The organism is Microbispora sp. NBRC 16548 (assembly GCF_030268985.1).
In the GTDB taxonomy this organism is placed as follows: domain Bacteria; phylum Actinomycetota; class Actinomycetes; order Streptosporangiales; family Streptosporangiaceae; genus Microbispora; species Microbispora catharanthi.
Window position 1 is genome coordinate 101,006 of the sequence record NZ_BSSF01000007.1, and the last position, 18,059, is coordinate 119,064.

Sequence of the window (18,059 nt, forward strand, 5' to 3'; positions counted from 1 at the left end):
GTCGTGCGAGTGCAGTGGACGAGTGACGCGGATGTCTGGCGGCTGGTCTTCCTGCTCGACGCGGAGGACGAGACCGCGGGGGCCTGCGCCGACGGCCAGGCCGTCGAGCTGCGGACCAACTCCTGCCACGTCCGGATCGGGGACGCCGGCGCGTCCCCGCATCCCGACCTGCTCGCGGTCGCCGCGTGGACCGTCGTCGCGCCGTGGACCAGGCGGCGGGTGACCTTCGACCGGCCGATCTCCGCCGGGCTCGCCGAGGCGCTGCGTACGGGGTGGGGAGTGGACGCCGGGCCGGTCGGGGCGGACGCTAGGAGCGGCACCCGTCTGGCCATCTCCTACAGCGGGGGCGCGGACTCGATGGCGGTGGCCGCGATGTTCCCCGACGCGCCGTTCGTGCACTTCCAGCGGGTGAGCCACCCCCGGGTGCCCAACCGGTGGACGCACTACCGCTCGGACGTGCTGGCCCGGCTCGCCCGGCGGACCGGCCGGGAACTCCACATCGCCCAGTCGGATCTGGAGTTCCTGCTGAGCCGTCCCCGGCCCGGCTTTCCCGAGCACCACGCCGTCACGGTGGGAGCGCTGCTCCTCGCCGACGACCTCGACCTCGGGGGCGTCGCGCTCGGCTACGAGATCGGATCGCGCTGGCTCGGCGGCGACCGCTACGTCCTCCGCTACACCCCGGACAACCCCATGTGGGCGCAGGAGGGGAAGTGGGGACGGCTGTTCGCCGCGGCCGGGCTGCCGATGGTGCTTCCCGTCGGCGGCGTGAGCGAGGCCGTGACGATGCGTGTCGCCCTGGAGTCGGATCTGCGTGAGCACGTCCGCTGGTGCCTGCGCGGCTCTGGCGACGGCCCCTGCGGGCTGTGCGGCAAGTGCCTGTACAAGGAGCTGATCCAGGCCGCGGTCGAGCGCCGTCCGATGCGCACCACCCTGACCGCCGAGAGCACTCCTGCCCGCTCCTGGCAGAAACCGCCGCCGTACGGCGGGCAGGAGATGATCGAGTACGGGTGCGCCCGCGTGCCGAACATCGCGCAGACGCCGTTCGCGAAGGCGGCGGAGCACCTCCAGGCGACCGAGGAGTCCACTCGCTGGCTGGACCACTGCTACCGGCCGGCCGTCGACGAGGTCCCCGAACCGTGGCGCGAGCAGGTCGCCGCCTTCGTCAGTGAAAACATCGGGCTGATGACCGAGGACGAGGCGCTCCGGGTGGAGACATGGGGGGAACGATGAAGATCTACCTGTCGGTGGACATGGAGGGGGTCACCGGGCTGACCGATCCCGAGGAGATGCACCTCGGGGGACGGGGGTACGAGCGCGGCTGTGAGCTGATGACCGGGGACGCCAACGCGGTGATCCAGGGCGCCTTCGACGCGGGCGCCGCGTCCGTGCTGGTCAACGACGCCCACGGGTCCACCAAGAACCTCAGGATCGACCTGCTGGACGAGCGGGCCACGCTGATCAGGGGCCCGGGCAAACCGCACCGCATGGGGCAGGGCCTCATCCCCGACATGGCCGCCGCCTGCTTCGCCGGCTACCACGCCCGGGCCGGCGTGCCGCACGGGGTGCTCAACCACACGTGGATGGGCAAGGAGATCCAGAACGTCTACCTGAACGGCGAGATCTGCGGCGAGACCCGGCTGGTGGCGGGCTTCGCCGGCTCGATGGGCGTGCCGGTCGCGCTCGTCGCCGGCGACGAGGCGGTGTGCGAGGAGGCCAGGGAGCTGCTCGGCGAGGTCGAGACGGTCGCCGTGAAGAAGGGCATCGACAAGTTCTCCGCCGAGCTGCTGCCCCCGGCCGTCGCCTGGCGGCGCATCCGCGAGGGCACGGCCCGCGCCCTGGGCAGGCTGGCGGACTTCCGGCCTTACGTGGTCGAGCCGCCGTACACGCTGGGCGTCGAGTGGAACTCCACCGCCATCGCGGCGGCCTGCTCGATCGTGCCCGGCGTGCGGCTCGCCGGACCGCGGCACACCGAGTTCACCACGAGCGACTACCACGAGATCATGGGGCTGTTCGGCATCTTCTCGATGATCGGCGGCCAGGTGGCCTGCGGCAGCGGCCGGTACGGCTGACGCCGTTCTTCCCCCAGCACGGCTGACGCCGGTCCACCCCGATCACGGCCGAAGCCGGTTCCCCCAACGACGAAGGCAGGCAGGGTGGCTAGCAGTGACCGCGGGACGCGGGAGCGTACGGGGGCGCTGACGCGGCGCGCCTTCCTGGTGGGCGTCGGCGCGGCCGGAGGCGCCGGAGCGATGTACGCGGCGATGGGCGCGCTCGGGCTCGCACCCGACGACCAGCAGAAGGACTACACGCCGCCGAGCCGTTCCGACTTCGCCCTCAGCGGGAGGGGCGCCGGCTCCGTGGTGATCCTCGGGGCGGGGATCGCGGGCATGGCCGCCGCGTACGAACTGGGCAAGGCGGGCTACGACTGCACCGTCCTGGAGGCCCGCGACCGGGTCGGCGGGCGCAACCTCACGCTGCGCGGCGGCGACCGGCTGCCCGAGCTGTCCGGTGCGACGCAGGAGGCGCGGTTCGGGGAGGGCGTCTACTTCAACGCCGGGCCGGCCCGCATCGCCCAGTGGATGGTCACCCTCGATTACTGCCGGGAGCTGGGCGTCCCGATCGAGTTGTTCGTCAACGACAACTCCAGCGCGTACGTCTACAACACGGGCATGAAGGCGCCGGTCCGGGCGCGTACCGCCCGTGCCGACACGTACGGCTACATCAGCGAACTGCTGGCGAAGGCCACGAACGCGGGCGCGCTGAACCGGCGGCTGACGGCGGGGGACAAGAACCGCCTGCTCCATTTCCTGTCGGAGTTCGGCGACATCGGCAGGACCTACACCTACACGGGGTCGGAGCGCAGAGGGTTCTCCGTGAACCCGGGCACGGGCGCGGGCGTGCCGCTGGGCTCGCCGCCGCCCCTGTCGGAGGTGCTCGGTTACGGGCTCGGCCGCTCGATCACGTTTCCGTTCGGCTACGAGATGGCCATGCCGATGTTCCAGCCGGTGGGCGGCATGGACGCGATCGCGGCCAAGCTCGCCGACGCCGTGGGCCGCGACCGCATCCGCACCTCGGTCGAGGTCAAGAAGATCACCAACCTGCCCGACGGCGTGGAGGTCGAGCACACGGGCGGCGCCACCAAGGCGGACTTCTGCATCGCGGCGCTGCCGCCGCACGTGCTCGCGCGGATCCCCGGCAACCTGGACGCCCGGGTCGTCGCGGCGCTGCGGACGCCCACCCCGGTGTCGGGCGGGAAGATCGGGCTGGAGTACGGCCGCCGCTGGTGGGAGACCGACGAACGCATCTACGGCGGCATCACCGAGACCGACCTGGACATCGCGCACATCTGGTACCCCTCGTACGGTTTCCACGGCACGCGTGGGCTGGTGGTCGGCTACTACAACCTCGACGAGGACGCCGAGGCGTACGCCCGTCTCACCCACGCGGAGCGGCAGCGGCGGGCGCTCACCCAGGGCAAGAAGATCCACGGCGAGAAGTACCGGTCGGAACTGCTGTCCAGCGTCTCGATCGCCTGGCAGCGGCAGCCGCACATCGAGGGCGCGTGGGTCGCCTGGCCCTCCTACGAGGGCGCCTTCGCGCTCCTGCAGCGGCCGGCCGGCCGTGTGTACTTCGCGGGCGACTGGCTCACGCACCTCATCGCCTGGCAGGCGGGGGCGCTGGAGTCGGCCCGTAATGTGGTCACCCAACTGCACCAGCGCGCCGTCAAGGAGGGCTAGATGCCGCTCGAATGGGTTCCCGCGTCCGACCGGCCGGACCTGCTCGCCGATCCCGTCGCCAAGGCCGTGGCCGGTCTCGACGTCAAGGTGGAGGTGGCCGAGATCGATCCCACGCTCTCCGACACCGCCGCGTTCTGCGAGCGGTACGGCGTGGCGATGGAGGACTCGGCCAACTGCGTCATCGTCGCCGCCAAACGGGGCGGGGAGACGCGGTACGCCGCCGTCATGGTGCTCGCCACCGGGCGGGCCGACGTCAACGGAATCGTGCGCCGCCATCTGGACGCGCGGAAGGCGTCATTCGCACCGCAGGCGGAGGCCGTCGAACTGACCGCAATGGAGTACGGCGGCATCACCCCGATCGGTCTTCCCGAGGGCTGGCCGGTGCTCGTTGACGAAAACGTGACCCGGCGGCCGTTCGTGGTGATCGGCAGCGGCGTCCGCCGCTCCAAGCTGGCGCTTTCCGGCGAGGCGCTGGTCGCGGCGACGCGGGGGGAGGTCCTCGCGCTCACCATTTGACCGCTTGCCTGGAAACCGTTGGCGTCTTTTCTCCGTTGTGCTGAGCGGAGATGTGGCGCGATGGTTCACTCATGGGCGTTCTTTTAGTCGGTATGGTGCTTAGGCAATGAATCAGGACGACCGACTGGGCCCCTACCGGCTGCTGAGGCGGCTCGGTGAGGGCGGCATGGGCGTGGTTCACCTCGCTCTCGACCCGCAGGGCAGGCAGGTGGCCGTCAAGGTCCTGCGCTCGGAGGTGGCGGGCGACGACGTCGCGCGCAGGCGTCTGTCGCGCGAGGTCGAGACCATGCGGCGGGTGCGCGGGCCGAACATCGCGGAGGTCGTCGACGCCGACGTCACGGGGCGCAGGCCGTACATCGTCACCCGCTACGTGCCGGGACGGCCGCTCGACGAGATCGTCAAGAACGACGGCCCGCTGCCCTTCGACGCCCTGCTCAAGGTCGCCGTAGGGGTGGCCCAGGCCCTCGCCGCCGTGCACGCCGCCGGGGTGATCCATCGCGACCTGAAGCCGGGCAACGTGCTGATGCTGGACGGCCAGCCGGTGCTGATCGACTTCGGCATCGCCCAGGCGGTCGACGCCACCCGGCTCACCCAGACCGGCATGTTCATCGGCACGCCCGGCTACCTCGCCCCCGAGATCATCGAGGGCCACGAGGCCGGGCCGCAGGTGGACGTGCACGCCTGGGCCGGCACCGTGCTGTACGCCGCCACCGGCCAGCCGCCGTTCGGCAAGGGCACGCTGGAGATGATCTTCTTCAACATCACCTCCGGCCGGGCCAACGTCGAGGCCGCCCCTCCGCCGATCCAGCCGATGCTGCGCGCCGCGTTCAACCGCGACCCGGCCAGGCGGCCGACCGCGGCCGAGCTCGTACGGCAGCTCGCGCGGCTCATGCCCCAGTCGCCGGGCGGCAGGCCCCGCGTGCCCGACGAGATCACGACGGTGCCCAACGTCGACGACACCGGCGGTCAGCAGGCGCCCGGCTCCGGGCGGCCGGGCGGGCCGGTCACCGGCCCGCCGCCGACCGGGTCGCCGATGCCGCCGATCACCCCGCCGGTGGCGCCCGTGGCGACGCCGCCGGTCACGCCGTCCCAGCCGGGCGGCCGGGCCGAGGAGTTCGTCTCACTGCTGCGCGAGACGCCTGCGGCGGGCCAGGGCGGCGACCCCTTCCCGACGGTGCGGGTGACCGGAGAGGACCTGCGCCGGGCGGGCCTCGGGCCGGCCGCCCCACCGAACGGCCCAGGGAACGGCCCAGGGAACGGCCCGGTGGAAAGCCCGGCGGAGGGCGACATCCCCACCCGGATGGCTCCGCCCCGCACCCCGCCGACCGGTCCGACCGGTCCGACCGGCCCGTCCGGTCCGTCCGCGTTCCCGGGCTCGCCCGTGTCGGGCCCGGCTCCCACGACCGGTGGGCCGTCCGCCCCGCCGCGTGGCCGGCCGGACGATTGGCCCACGCCGATGCTGCGCCCGGAGGGCGACATCCCCACCCGCCGGGTGACCTCCGAGGAGGTGCGCCAGGCCGTCAGCGGCGATCCCACGGGATCACGCGCGGCGTCCCCCGGGTTCACGCAACCCGGGTCCTCTCAGCGCGGGTCCGTTGAGCACGGGTCCTACGAGCACGGGTCCTACGAGCACGGGTCCTACGAGCACGGGTCCTACGAGCACGGGTCCTACGAGCAGGGGGACGTGGCGGCGCGCGACCACGCGCTCTTCGGGCACGCGCCCGATATCTACGAGCGGACTCCGCACATCCACCAGCCGAACCCCACGCCGTTCATGCCGACGGTGCGGGTGCCGCCGCCGACCGCGCCGCCCATGCCGTTCCCATCCGGGGGGCTGTTCCAGCGCTCCAAGGCGTACGGCGTGGCGAGCGCGCTGCTGCTCGTCGTGATGACGTCGCTCGCGGTCATGGCGCCGCTGCTGGTGTGCCTGGTGGCCGTGCCGGCCGCGGTGCTGCTGCGGGCCGCAGACCTGGCCCAGCCGCACCTCAACTCCCGGCGTCCCGCGGGCGCCGCGGCGGCCGACGTGCTGCGGGTGCTGAGCCGTCCGGCGGAGCTCGTGAAGTCGATCGGCGTCACGATCGCGCTCGTGCCGTACGCGCTGATCCTGGGGCTGCCGGTGACGCTGCTGCTCACCGTCCTCCTCGGCGGCACGTCCGCGCTCCGGCTCGCGGCGCTGAGCTGGGGGATCGCGACGGCGTTGTGGACGATCTGCGCGGGGCCCGGAGTCGTGGGCCCGGGCAGGCAGATGCGGCGGACGCTGGCCTCGCTGGTGCCCGGCGAGGGAGCGGCGAAGGGGCTCGCCTGGGGGATCGGCGCCTTCGCGGTGCTGACGGCGGCGCTCGCGCTCTCCAGTCTCCTGGGTAAACAGACAGCAGGGCACTTCTGGGGCCCAATCGACGTTGTGTCATTACTGGAACGACTGGAAGACCTGCGTAACCAGGCGGGGAACGGGTGACGGGGGACGACATGTCGGCTACTGAGGCTCCAGAGAGGATCGGGCCCTACCGGCTGCTCAGGCAGCTCGGCGAGGGCGGCATGGGGGTGGTCCATCTCGGCCTGGACGCGGAGGGGCGCGAGGTCGCGGTCAAGGTCCTGCACCCACACGTCGCCACCGACCTCAAGGCACGCGACCGGCTCACCCGCGAGGTCGAGACCATGCGGCGGGTGCGCAGCAAGCGCGTCGCCGAGGTCGTCGACGCCGATCTGACCGGCGCCGCGCCCTACATCGTGACGCGGTACGCCCCCGGGCGGACCTTAGAGCAGACGGTGCTGGAGGACGGGTCGCTCACCGACGACGGCGTGATCCGGCTCGCGGTGGGCATGTGCGAGGCCCTGGTCGCCATCCACGCGGCCGACGTCATCCACCGCGACCTCAAGCCGGCCAACGTGATGCTCGTGGGCGGCGAGCCGCTCGTGATCGACTTCGGCATCGCCCACCTGGTCAACGCCACCCGGCTGACCCAGACGGGGATGTTCGTCGGCACCCCCGGCTACCTCGCCCCGGAGATCATCCGGGACACCGAGATCACCCAGGCCGCCGACGTGCACGCGCTGGCGGCCACGGTCTTCTTCGCGGCCACCGGGAAGGCGCCGTTCGGCTCGGGCACGTTCGAGTCGGTCTGTTACAACATCCTCGAAGGCAAGGCGCAGGTGGACCTCGCGCCGGCCTGGCTGCGGGGCTGGCTCCGCGTCGCCCTGGCGCCCGAGGCCACGTCGCGTCCCACGGCCGCGTCGCTGCTCCGGCTCACCCGTTCGCTCGATCCCTCGGTCACCGTGCTCCAGGAGACCGCTCACGAGCCGCCGCGCGACGGCGGGACGCGGATCCTGGACGGCACGCGCGTGCTCGACGAGCCGGCGAGGGGGAACGCGGGCGGCCCGGTGAACGGGGGCGGCCCGGTGAACGGCGCCAACGGGAGCCGGACCAGCATGTTGCCGGCCGGCGACGACAGCTACTCCGACCTGCTGCCGCCGGTGAACTACGTGGAGCCGGAGCGTCCCCGCCGCGAGCCCCGGGCGCCCAGGCAGCGCCGCCCCGTGTCCGCGCCGCCTCCGGCGCATCCGCAGGCCCCGCCCCACGGGCAGGCGGGCCCGCCCCCGCCGCCGTACCAGCCGCCGGTGTATCAGCCGTACACCGACCAGCGGGTGGCGGGCTACCCGGAGCCCCGGGTCGCGCCGCCGCCTGCTCCCGCCGCGCCGTACGAGCCCGAGCCGAGGCGGGCCCCCTACCGGGCCCCGCATCCGGTGCTCGCGGCCCTGCTGCTGGCCACGCTCGTGGCGCTGGCCTGCCTGCTGCCGGTCGTGGTGAGCCTGTTCGCCGTCGTGGCGGCGCTGTGCCTGCGGGTGGGGCAGTACCTGCTCGGCGACCTCGCCGACCGCCGGGCCACGCGGGGCAGCAGTGGGGCCGACCCGCTCCTCGCGGTGCTGGGCACGCCGTGGGCGCTGATCAAGGCCGGGCTGGCGACGGTGGTGCAGGTGCCGCTGGCCGTGATGTTCGCGATGTGCGTGTGGGGCGGGTTCCACTACCTCGGCGGGGTCAGGCCCGATCCGGCCGCGGCGTACGCCGCGGGCGCCTTCGTGGCCGGGCTGTTCCTCCTCCCCGGTGGGAAGGCCCCCCGCAAGGCGGTGTCCCGGACGCTGAGCACGGTGATCCGGAGCCCCGGAGCGGGAATGATCGTGACGATCGCGGTCGGCACGGTCGCGCTGTTCGCGATCATGACGGCGCTGTCCGCGGACGCCTCGTGGGTCCCCTGGCGGCCGCCGTCGGTGGCGGTGGACCACATCGTCGCGGATCTCAAACAGAAGGGTCAGGACACGGTCGTCAACCTGATCGGCGGCGTGATCGGGGACATCATGGACAGGATCGGCCTGGGCTTCCTGACCTTCTGGACCTGACCGCCCCGGTCCCTCGGTGAACCGGGAGGCCCCGAGCGAAGCGGAGGCCCCGAGCGAAGCGGGAGACACAGTTTGGGAACGCCGGAACAGCTTGGTCCCTACCGTCTGGTCTCCGCTCTCGGCTCCGGGGGGTTCGGCGAGGTCCACCTCGCGCTCGATCCCGACGGGCGCACGGTGGCGGTGAAGGTCCTGCATCCCCACGTCGCCTCCGACGGGTTCGCCATCACCCGCCTCGCCCGCGAGGTGGAGACCATGCGCCGGGTTCGCGGGGCCCACGTCGCCGAGGTGCTGGACGCCTCCCTGTCGGGGGAGCGGCCCTACATCGTCACGCGGTACGTCCAGGGCAGGCCGCTCAGCACGGTCGTGGCCAACGACGGGCCGGTCGCGGGGGCCGACCTGCTGCGGCTCGCCCTGGGGCTGGCGGAGGCGCTGGAGTCCGTCCACGCGGCAGAGGTGGTCCACCGCGACCTCAAGCCGGCCAACGTGATCGTCTCCGAGCGCGAGCCGTACGTGATCGACTTCGGCATCGCCTGCGCGCTGGAGTCGGCCTCGGTCACCGCCTCGGGCGCGGTCGTCGGCACGCCCGGCTACCTGGCTCCCGAGGTGCTGGAAGGCCGGGAGGCCGGGCCGGAGGCCGACGTGTTCGCCTGGGGGGCGACGCTGGCATTCGCCGCGTCGGGGCGGCAGCCGTACGGAACCGGGCCGGCCGCGGCGATCGCCTACCGGGTCGTCCACCGCGAGCCCGACCTGTCGGGCGTGCCGTCCTGGCTCGCCCCGATCGTGGAGCGGTGCCTGAGCGCCGATCCGGCGGATCGCCCGGCGACGGCCGAGCTGGCCGGGCTCCTCAAGGAGGCCGCGCCGGTGCTGGACGGGATCGAGCCGTCGCGGCCCGCGCTGTCTGAGGCGCCCACCCAGCAGTGGCGGCCCGGCGATCGGCGGCGGAGCCGGCCCTCGCGCGGAACCCGGCGGGGAGAGGTGGACGACCCGCGCGCCGCGCATCGGGAGAAGCTGCACCGCCGCTGGGTGATCGGCTCCGCGGTGGTCGTCGGCCTGTTCGCCGCCGCGGCGCGCGCCAACCTGCCCGAGGTGTCGCTTCTCCTGCTGGTGCTCTACGGCATCGCCCTGCTCGTGGATGCGGGGTTCGGGCTGCTGGGAAAGTCGAGGCGGCGGCTCGTGGTGGACCTCGCGGGCGGCGTCGGGGCCGTCGCGGTGTGGGCGCTGCTCAGCACGCTGTTCAGCACGGTGACGCTCCTCATGGCCGTCGGCACCGTCCTGTTCCTGCTCGTCATGCTCGTGTTCGCGAGCTGAACGCCACAGCGGACTTTGGATACAGGCCCTAGGAGGCCACTGAAGATCTTGCGTTCTGGCCTCGTTCTTCGCGGGATGAGGTCACAGTGCAAGGTGAATGGGCTGGGGAAGTGGTTGGGCCGGATGTGTGGCAGACCTGCCGGGAGCTGATCCCGGCAGGGAGCGTGTTCGCATTCTTGGCCGAGCATCGCCAGGCGCTGTTTCCCGGAGGGCTGTTCGCGGACATGTATCCCTCCCGCAACGGGCGGCCAAGCATGCCGCCGCAGGTTCTGGCGGCTGCGGTGGTGCTGCAGACGCTGCACGGCTGTCGGACGCGGACACCGTGCAGGCGTTGCGGTGTGACCTGCGCTGGAAGGCGGCCTGCGGGCTGGGACTGTATGACACCGCGTTCGATCCGTCGCTGCTGACCTATTTCCGGCGGCGGCTGGCCGCTCTCGTAGGCTGAACCGCCTGTTTGAGGCTGTGGGTGAGGTGGTCGCGGCGACCGGGGTGCTCTCGCGGCCGGGGCGCGAAAAGGGGGGACGACGGCGGGACGATCGATACCAAGCAGTCGCAAAGGCGGCAGGCGCTTGGCCGGCCCCGAGGAGGACTGTCCGCGTGTGCGGGGAGCGGGCGTCGTCGAGGTGTTCGGCGGAGTGGGAACCGTTCGCCGATCATATCCAGTACGCGGGTGAACTGCTGCCGGACGGCGCCGCTCGGACTCCCCCGGGAAAGTTCTCCAGGATGTTCATCGGCATTCTGCCGTCAACCAAGGGCTGTAGGCCGGAGCTTGCGTGGTGGGCCGGTGGGACCTCGGCCTGCCGCAGGGCAGGCCGAGGTCCCACCGGTGACCCGAGGTTTCCGTCAGGAAATGGCGCAGCTGACGCCGTTGAGGGCGAAATGGTCAGGCTTGCCGGTATTGCCGGTATGGGTGGCCTGGAAGCCGATGTCGGTGGATCCGCCTGCTGCCAGCGTCTCGTTGTACGAGACGTTGCGCGCGGAGATCTGACCGCTGGAGCCGGTGTAGGTGGCGTTCCAGCCGTTGGTGATGGTCTGCCCGCCAGGAAGTGTGAACGCCAAGGTCCAACCGTTGATCGTTGATGTGCCACGGTTGGTGATGTGGATGCTGGCGGTGAACCCGTCGTTCCAGGAGTTCATCGTGTAGCCCACCTCGCAGGCGCCGGACTGGCTCGGCGACGGCGTGGGGGTCGGCGACGGCGTGGGGGTCGGCGAGGGCGAGGGCGTGGGAGTCGGCGAGGGCGAGGGCGAGGGGGTCGGGGCCGTGGAGAAGGTGATGTTGGAGACGTAGGGGTTGATGTTCCAGCTCGCGTCCGCGTCGGTCGAACTGGTGACGGGTTTGCCCTGGACGGTGAAGTTGGTGAAATGTACGCCGTTGATGTTCACGGTCGACGAACGACCGTGCAGGTTGACGACCTTCTTCACGTCGGAGGAGACGTTGGTGAAGTAGGCGTCGCGGATCGTCGCGGTGTTCTTCACGGTTCGCCAGGAAGGCGGCCGGTCCTCCTGCAGGTCGATCAGGCTGTCGGTGTTCTCCACCCTGATGTTCTCCCACCGGGTGTTCGAAACAACGGCCGTGTCGACCGCGTCGATCACCATCGAGCGTCCCGCCTTCACCACGTCGATGTCACGGAACGCGACCCCGTCCATCGACCGCCCTTCCGTCTTGGTGCCGATCTTCGCGCAGCCGGAATTGCTGTAGCAGACGACATGCTCGTGGACGACGTTCTTGGTGTCGATCGCACCGGCGGTGGTGTCCTCGTTCTTGGTCGCCATGTTGTCGTCACCGGTGTAGAGGAAGGCGTTGGACAACAGGCCGTTGGTCGACTCGTCGAAATCCACACCGTCGGTGTTGTTGTAACCCGTCGTGGGCCGACAGTTGATCAGCTTGTAGTTCTTGATGGTGACCTTGTCGCTACGGTAGATGAGCGTGTTCCAGTAGCTGGAGTCACGGACGATCGGGCCGTCGACCTGGATGTTCGAGCTCTGCTCGATCTTCAGCAACGCCAGATTCAGGCCCTGCGCCCGCAGCGACTTCCCGTTACCGTCGATGACACCGCGGCCCAGCAGCTTCGCGTTACTGACCTGGTACACCCGCAGGGAGGCGTGCTGCATGCCCTCGATGTTCACCCCGCCGCTGCCGGTGTTGAAGTCCGCCTTGTTGTTCGAGCCGTAGAGGACCGCACCGGCGGCCAGATACAACGTCATGTTGCTTTTCAGCCAGAGCTCGCCGACCAGGTACTTGCCCGCCGGCACGTACAGGATATTGCGGGTCGCTCCCGACGCGGCGTTGATGGCACTTTGGATCTTGGCCGTGACGAGTGTCCCCCCGGTGTTGTCGACCCCGTAGTCAGCCAGGCTCTTGACGTTGGCGTCCCCCAGGTGCGGCGGATCGGACTCGGGTGCGTCAATGAGGATGAACAGCAGCTCTGCGGAGTCGAACTGGACGATCAAGTAGTTCGGGCCGCTGTCGAAGGTGATGGTGTTGCCGCTTCTGGTGACCGCCAGCTTCCGGCTCTTGGGGCTGACGGTGTACGAGCTGAAGCTTTGGGCGACGGTGACGGAGAACCTGGCGGTGCCCGCTGCCGCCATCGAGCAGTGCGCGTAGTGCACCTGCATCTCGGGAGCGAACTTGGTCATCTTCTCGACGAACAGCGGGGAGCCGTCCGCCGTGACGGTGTAGAGGGAACTCTTCGTGGCGCCCGGCAGCGTGGGATCGGCGACGCAGCCGCCGGCTGCCAGGCCGGCCGAGTCGTTGCCGGCCGGGCCGGTCGCCGCAATCGCGCCGTACTCCGGCGTCACCAGGGCGGTCGTCCCGACGCCAACGCCAACGGCAAGCAGTGTGCTGATTAATAGCTTCGCCAGAGGTTTGATCTTCACGGGGATTCCTTGTTGTGGGAGGGCATGGAATGCTGAGCGACTCGCATCACGACCGGTAGTCGATCACCTCCTCTCGAAAGGGGCTGATCCCAGCGGATCAGCGGTGTGAATGCGGGCGTTTCCCTGCCCGTCAGGCCGGGCCGGGAGCGGTTGATTTCCTCACGACGAGTTGCATGGGCGCGATCCGGCGCGAGATGCCGGGCCGTTCGCTTCGTTGAGCAGGTCGACCAGAAGATCGACGGCCGTTCGGCCACATTGCTCTTCCCGCTGGCAGACGGTGGTCAGTGGAGGAGTCACGAGGTCGGCCGTGGGAATGTTGTCCAACCCCACCACGCTGACGTCTTGCGGCACGCGGACGCCGCGCGCGGTGATGTGGCTGATCAGGCCGAGGGCGATCATGTCGTTGTAGGCGATCACCGCGGTGACGGAGGCAGCGAGGAGGACATCGGTGACGGCGACGCCACCCGCGAACGTGGGCGACACGGCACCGGCTTCGAAGATCGCCGTGGGTCGTTCCGAGCAGCGCAGCAGGCGGAGCGCGGCCACTCGTCCGTCATGTCTGGTCAGCTCGGCATGTACGACGAGGTCGGTGTCCACGCGAATGCCCGCGACTTCCAGGGCCGAGCGGTAGCCGTCCAGTCTGGCCCGGCAGCACCGAATCCGGTCGTGGCCGGCGATCATGGCAATGCGACGGTGTCCCAGTTCGATCAGATGTCGGGGGGCAGGCCGGCCGCCCGCCCAGTTGGTGGCGCCGACATGCGGGACGTCGTCCGGCAGTTCGGTGGTGGGGTCGAAGACTACGAACGGGATGTCCCTGGCCTGCAACTCGTCACGCTGTTCCTGCGAGAGTTGGGCGACCGTGACGACGCAGGCCGGGCGACGGGCCAGTGTGTCGCCGATCGGATGTCCGACCGGATCGTGCCGCGGCCCGAACTCCGTCAGCATGACTCCGACGCGTTGCTCACGGGCCACCCGTTCGACACCGCGGATGATCTCCATGCCCCACATGTCCTCTAACTCGCTGAAGACGAGCTCATCCCCGTCCGGACAAGCGCGGTCAGCGTGGCGAGGACCGCGCCGATCCGCAGGCGGACTTTTCGTAAGCTAGGCGGTTTCACGATCGCTCTCCCTCGATGTCGACCTTGACGGCGCGATCAGTACTTCTTTGCTGAACCGGCATCGGACGACCAGGTATGTGGACAGGTACGTGGAGACGATCGGCGCGTACTGGGCCTCGTGCGCACCATGGACTCTCCGTTGATGAGGAGCGGTCCGCCCGACCGGTCGAACCATCTCAGAACAGAAACTTTCCACCCGATCAGCTAGAAACATAACCTAGAGATGAGGCGCGTCTCGGTCCACCCGCCCTCGGCACCGTCACCCTACGCGGGCGACCTCGCCCTCTCACCGACTGGTCCGCTGCCCCTATGACCATCGCCTTTGTCATTGACGCCGATCTAAATCGCCCGTAAGCAGAGAAACTTTCCAGACAAATTTTCCTGAATCTTTCAAAGCGGATTCGGCGTACGGCGACGGCCACGCGTCCCAGCACATCCCAGGCCGGTCCGGCCGCTGATGGATCCTTGATGAGGAGGTACAAATGCCGTCGCGGGCGGACGGGTCATCCTTGCGCCGTGAACGGACCTCCGCGCGGTCCGGCCGCGCCTGAAGGGGGCCAGGTTGCCCTACGCCGAGTCAGGGCGCCTGTCGCCGACCCGGAGCACCCGTAAAGGCGACCCGACCCGGCCGGTGAATATCGCCGACTCCGGCCTCGGTTACGGCAACCTGCTCTTCATCGCCACCGTGCTCGCCGAGTTGCGTGCCGCCCGCGACCAGGACCTGACCGTTTTTCTGGTGGAGGAGCCGGAGGCGCACCTGCATCCGCAGTTGCAGACGCTGCTGTCGGAGTACCTGCGGGAGGCTGCGGTAACGTCAGCACTGTCCGTCGAGTCGGCTGCGCCCGGCACTTTCGCCGGGCGCGTGCAGATGGTGGTGACCACGCACTCTCCCCTGATCGCCGCCTCGGCGAAGCTTCAGGAGATCGTGGTCTTCAAGCGCCGGGCCCTGCAGGCGCGTTCTACGATGCACTTCACAGGGGCAAGGGCCGCTAGGAGAACCAGTCGGCGCCGAGTTCCTGAATGGTCCTGCTGCCCTGGGGCACCAGCAGCGCCTCGCTCAGCACCTGGTTGACGTGCTTGGGGTTGTTGACCATGCCGAACAGGAAGAACGAGCCGCCGTCCGCGGTACGGAAGCCGAAGATCGAGCCGTGGCCGTCGAACGCGACGTACGCCCCCTTGTTCACGGCGGGGAATGCCTTGCGGCTGTAGCTGTCCTTGGCCAGGCGGTAGCCGGAGGCCCCCTCCTTCTTCTCGTTGTTCCAGAAGTTCTGGTACTCGTGGGCCACGGCGCTCGCCGCGAGGGCGTCCATGTCGGTGACGTAGCCGTCGGCGTCGAGTCGCGGCTTCGGCATCCGCCGGCCCCAATGCAGCGGGGTCGCGACGGCCAGCCTGAACGACTGTCCGTGGGAGCGGAGGAACGCGAGCAGATGGGGGCGGGCATGGCCCTCGGTGTCCTTGTAGGTCGCCTGCGCGACGAACCATTCGCCGATCGGCTGCTGCCGCTCCGGCCGGGGCAGGTAGATCGTCGGGGTGCCGGTCACCTTGATCGGCTTGTGCCCCGGCTTGGACCCGAAGATCTCATGGTTGCGTTCGATCACGCCCTCGTGCAGCGCCGCCTCGACGAACAGCGCGTCGAGCCGGTCGTTCTGATTCCACCACCTGCGCATTCGCAGCGTCGCGTTGTACTTGCCCACCCACTCCCGCATGGCCTGCCTCGCCTGGGGGATGGTCGGCCCCATCTCGGCGGCGGAGGGAGTGGGTGCGGCGCTCGGCGTCGGTCGTGGTGACGTGACCGGGGTCGGCACGTCGGCGCGGTGGGCGACCATGTCGGTGACCACACCACAGCCGGACAGGCTGACGACAAGGACCGTGATCAGCCACGTCCCACGCACCGGCGAAGTCCCCCAAGATCGGCCGTAAAAATGCCAACATATCGGACATCGAAGCACGGTGAGCGCCGTGCACACCCGGCCTGATTACGATCATGGAATGGTGGCCGTGGGTGGCGAAGCCGTTCCGAATCCCGGCCACGGGGACCTCCCCGACGCTTCCGGAACATAGTTCGGTAGGGTGGCAGTGGGCGTGACCGGGTTCTGGGTAATTCCTCAACCGAAGGACGCGGCCGTAAAAACCTGGAGGTTTGCACCTAAGCTACCGATGGGTAACATACGCCTGGGGGGACCAGGGTCAGTTCGACACCCGGGCCACCTGCACAGGCGCGCCCGCGAGCACCTGGCAGTCTTGCATCACGTGCGCGTACCCCGCGCCACGTACCGAAAACCGCGGCGTCAGCCGTACGGAAAGGGGAGGTCGGCCACCGGCCATGAACATCGTCGTCTGCGTGAAGCAGGTCCCCGACACGGCGACCGAGCGCAAGCTGAGGTCCGATGACAAGACGCTCGACCGTGACGCCGCCGACGGCGTCGTGAACGAGCTCGACGAGTACGCGGTCGAGGAGGCGCTGCGGCTCAAGGAGGCCCATGGAGGCGAGGTCACCGTCCTCAGCATGGGCCCCGCCAAGGCGACCGAGACCATCCGCAAGGCCCTGGCGATGGGCGCCGACAAGGCGGTGCACCTGCACGACGACGCCCTGCACGGCTCGGACGCGCTCGGCACCTCCTATGCCGTCTCCCAGGCCCTGAAGAAGATCGGTTTCGACCTGGTGATCCTGGGTTCGGAGTCGACCGACGCCCGCACGGGCATGCTCGCCGCGATGCTGGCCGAGCGGCTCGGCACCCCGCAGCTCACGCTCGCCGGCAAGGTCGAGGTCGAGGGCACGGCCATCCGGGTCGAGCGGATCACCGACTACGGCTACGACAAGGTCGAGGCGTCGCTGCCCGCCGTCGTGTCGGTGGTCGAGAAGATCAACGAGCCGCGCTACCCGTCGTTCAAGGGCATCATGGCCGCCAAGAAGAAGCCGGTCGAGACGCTCGGCGTCGCCGACGCGGAGATCGCGGCCGACCAGGTGGGCCTGGCGAACGCCTGGAGCGAGGTCGTGGACTTCGCCGCCGCCCCGCCGCGTGCCGCGGGCACCGTGATCAAGGACGAGGGCGACGGCGGCGCCAAGGCCGCCGAGTTCCTCGCGTCGAAGAAGTTCGTCTGAGGGGCTTGGGATGAGTGAGATTCTGGTTCTCGTCGAGCACGTCGACGGTGACGTCAAGAAGGTCACCCTCGAACTGCTGACCCTGGCCCGGTCGCTGGGCACGCCGGCCGCCGTGTGGGCCGGCCCCGGCTACTCCGACGCCGCGAAGGCCAGGCTGGCCGAGTACGGCGCCGAGAAGATCTACGTGGCGGCGGCCGACGAGATCGGCGACTACGTGGTGGCGCCCAAGGCCGAGGTGCTGGCGCACCTGGTGGCCGAGCGGTCCCCGGCCGCGGTCTTCGTCGCCGCGACCGGCGAGGGGAAGGAGATCGCCGGCCGTCTGGCGGTCAAGACGGACTCCGGTGTGATCTCGGACGCGGTGGGCGTCGGCGAGGGCTTCGTCGCCGAGCAGTCCATCTTCGGCGGCGGCGTCAACGTCCACAGCCGTGTGACCAAGGGCACGCCGATCATCACGGTCCGCCCGAACAGCACCGCCCCCGTCGCCGCCGCCGCGGCCGGCGCCGAGGAGAAGGTGGAGGTCGCGCTGTCGGACGCCGCCCGCGCGGCCAGGATCGTCGAGCGGGTCGTCCAGGAGAAGGGCGCGCGTCCGGAGCTGACCGAGGCCGCGATCGTGGTCTCCGGCGGCCGGGGCGTGGGCTCGGGCGAGAACTTCTCGATCATCGAGAAGCTCGCCGACACGCTCGGCGCGGCCGTGGGCGCTTCGCGGGCCGCGACCGACGCCGGCTGGTATCCGCACCAGTTCCAGGTCGGGCAGACGGGCAAGACCGTGTCCCCGCAGCTCTACATCGCGGCCGGTATCTCCGGCGCCATCCAGCACCGGGCCGGGATGCAGACCTCCAAGACCATCGTCGTGATCAACAAGGACGCCGAGGCGCCCCTGTTCGAGATCGCCGACTTCGGCGTCGTGGGCGACCTGTTCCAGGTCGTCCCGCAGCTCACCGAGGAGATCGAGAAGCGCAAGTGACGCGCTCGGCCCGTGCCGCGTGTTCACGCGGCACGGGCCGAGAG

The 18,059-nt window shown here is 70.1% G+C and carries 13 protein-coding genes and 2 pseudogenes; 12 read left to right on the forward strand and 3 right to left on the reverse strand.

Translation table 11 applies throughout. The features are described 5' to 3' along the window. Positions 1 to 3 precede the first annotated feature (3 nt). From QSK36_RS20670 to QSK36_RS43725, 9 genes and pseudogenes are all read left to right on the forward strand, one after another. Positions 4 to 1,230, forward strand: a complete 1,227-nt coding sequence (locus QSK36_RS20670; RefSeq protein ID WP_183540620.1) for a DUF6395 domain-containing protein — start codon at positions 4 to 6, stop codon at positions 1,228 to 1,230. Then, positions 1,215 to 2,069, forward strand: a complete 855-nt coding sequence (locus QSK36_RS20675; RefSeq protein ID WP_285783555.1) for a M55 family metallopeptidase — start codon at positions 1,215 to 1,217, stop codon at positions 2,067 to 2,069. Before QSK36_RS20670 ends, QSK36_RS20675 begins: the two co-directional genes overlap by 16 nt. 84 nt (positions 2,070 to 2,153) lie before the next feature. Beyond that, positions 2,154 to 3,737, forward strand: a complete 1,584-nt coding sequence (locus tag QSK36_RS20680; protein WP_352240631.1) for a flavin monoamine oxidase family protein — start codon at positions 2,154 to 2,156, stop codon at positions 3,735 to 3,737. Further along, complete coding sequence (locus tag QSK36_RS20685; protein ID WP_182899638.1) at positions 3,738 to 4,253, forward strand: YbaK/EbsC family protein; 516 nt, start codon at positions 3,738 to 3,740, stop codon at positions 4,251 to 4,253. It begins immediately after the preceding gene. 106 nt (positions 4,254 to 4,359) lie between these two features. Continuing rightward, positions 4,360 to 6,708, forward strand: a complete 2,349-nt coding sequence (locus QSK36_RS20690; RefSeq protein ID WP_285783556.1) for a serine/threonine-protein kinase — start codon at positions 4,360 to 4,362, stop codon at positions 6,706 to 6,708. A gap of 11 nt (positions 6,709 to 6,719) precedes the next feature. Beyond that, on the forward strand, positions 6,720 to 8,645 hold the full coding sequence (locus tag QSK36_RS20695) for a serine/threonine-protein kinase (RefSeq protein ID WP_285783557.1): 1,926 nt from the start codon (positions 6,720 to 6,722) through the stop codon (positions 8,643 to 8,645). A gap of 72 nt (positions 8,646 to 8,717) precedes the next feature. Next, a complete protein-coding gene (locus QSK36_RS20700) occupies positions 8,718 to 9,953 on the forward strand; it encodes a serine/threonine-protein kinase (RefSeq protein WP_285783558.1) in 1,236 nt (411 codons plus the stop codon). A gap of 164 nt (positions 9,954 to 10,117) precedes the next feature. Then, a pseudogene (locus QSK36_RS43720) lies at positions 10,118 to 10,240 on the forward strand (hypothetical protein); the annotation flags it as partial. A 17-nt stretch (positions 10,241 to 10,257) separates the two neighbouring features. Continuing rightward, the gene (locus QSK36_RS43725) at positions 10,258 to 10,398 is read left to right on the forward strand and encodes a transposase (protein ID WP_502883328.1); all 141 of its coding nucleotides are present in this window, start codon (positions 10,258 to 10,260) and stop codon (positions 10,396 to 10,398) included. Positions 10,399 to 10,796: 398 nt separating this feature from the next. Here QSK36_RS43725 and QSK36_RS20710 read toward each other — a convergent pair whose 3' ends face one another. Together QSK36_RS20710 and QSK36_RS20715 are read right to left on the reverse strand one after the other, a co-directional pair. Further along, positions 10,797 to 12,830 carry a cellulose binding domain-containing protein gene (locus tag QSK36_RS20710; RefSeq protein WP_285783559.1) on the reverse strand — a complete coding sequence of 678 codons (2,034 nt, stop codon included), beginning with the start codon at positions 12,828 to 12,830 and terminating at the stop codon, positions 10,797 to 10,799. Positions 12,831 to 12,989: 159 nt separating this feature from the next. After that, positions 12,990 to 13,850: pseudogene (locus QSK36_RS20715) on the reverse strand (substrate-binding domain-containing protein); the annotation flags it as partial. A gap of 660 nt (positions 13,851 to 14,510) precedes the next feature. Between QSK36_RS20715 and QSK36_RS20720 the strand changes: the two are divergent. Next, positions 14,511 to 15,020 (forward strand): ATP-dependent nuclease, encoded by a 510-nt coding sequence (locus QSK36_RS20720; RefSeq protein ID WP_285783560.1) that lies wholly within the window; start codon positions 14,511 to 14,513, stop codon positions 15,018 to 15,020. On the opposite strand, the gene QSK36_RS20725 is transcribed toward QSK36_RS20720, so the two are convergent. Further along, positions 14,938 to 15,840 carry a DUF8094 domain-containing protein gene (locus QSK36_RS20725; protein WP_285783561.1) on the reverse strand — a complete coding sequence of 301 codons (903 nt, stop codon included), beginning with the start codon at positions 15,838 to 15,840 and terminating at the stop codon, positions 14,938 to 14,940. The genes QSK36_RS20720 and QSK36_RS20725 overlap by 83 nt on opposite strands. 431 nt (positions 15,841 to 16,271) lie before the next feature. Between QSK36_RS20725 and QSK36_RS20730 the strand changes: the two genes are divergently transcribed. Together QSK36_RS20730 and QSK36_RS20735 are read left to right on the forward strand one after the other, a co-directional pair. Next, positions 16,272 to 17,051: an electron transfer flavoprotein subunit beta/FixA family protein gene (locus QSK36_RS20730; RefSeq protein WP_285783562.1), complete on the forward strand. Its 780-nt coding sequence runs from the start codon at positions 16,272 to 16,274 to the stop codon at positions 17,049 to 17,051. Between the two features lie 10 nt (positions 17,052 to 17,061). After that, positions 17,062 to 18,015 (forward strand): electron transfer flavoprotein subunit alpha/FixB family protein, encoded by a 954-nt coding sequence (locus QSK36_RS20735; protein WP_285783563.1) that lies wholly within the window; start codon positions 17,062 to 17,064, stop codon positions 18,013 to 18,015. Positions 18,016 to 18,059: the final 44 nt, after the last annotated feature.

Coding starts and splice junctions, on each gene's coding strand:
- QSK36_RS20675 (WP_285783555.1), top strand. CDS start 1,215: ATGGGGGGAACGATGAAGATCTACCTGTCGGTGGACATGGAGGGGGTC.
- QSK36_RS20685 (WP_182899638.1), top strand. CDS start 3,738: ATGCCGCTCGAATGGGTTCCCGCGTCCGACCGGCCGGACCTGCTCGCC.
- QSK36_RS20690 (WP_285783556.1), top strand. CDS start 4,360: ATGAATCAGGACGACCGACTGGGCCCCTACCGGCTGCTGAGGCGGCTC.
- QSK36_RS20695 (WP_285783557.1), top strand. CDS start 6,720: ATGTCGGCTACTGAGGCTCCAGAGAGGATCGGGCCCTACCGGCTGCTC.
- QSK36_RS20730 (WP_285783562.1), top strand. CDS start 16,272: ATGAACATCGTCGTCTGCGTGAAGCAGGTCCCCGACACGGCGACCGAG.
- QSK36_RS20735 (WP_285783563.1), top strand. CDS start 17,062: ATGAGTGAGATTCTGGTTCTCGTCGAGCACGTCGACGGTGACGTCAAG.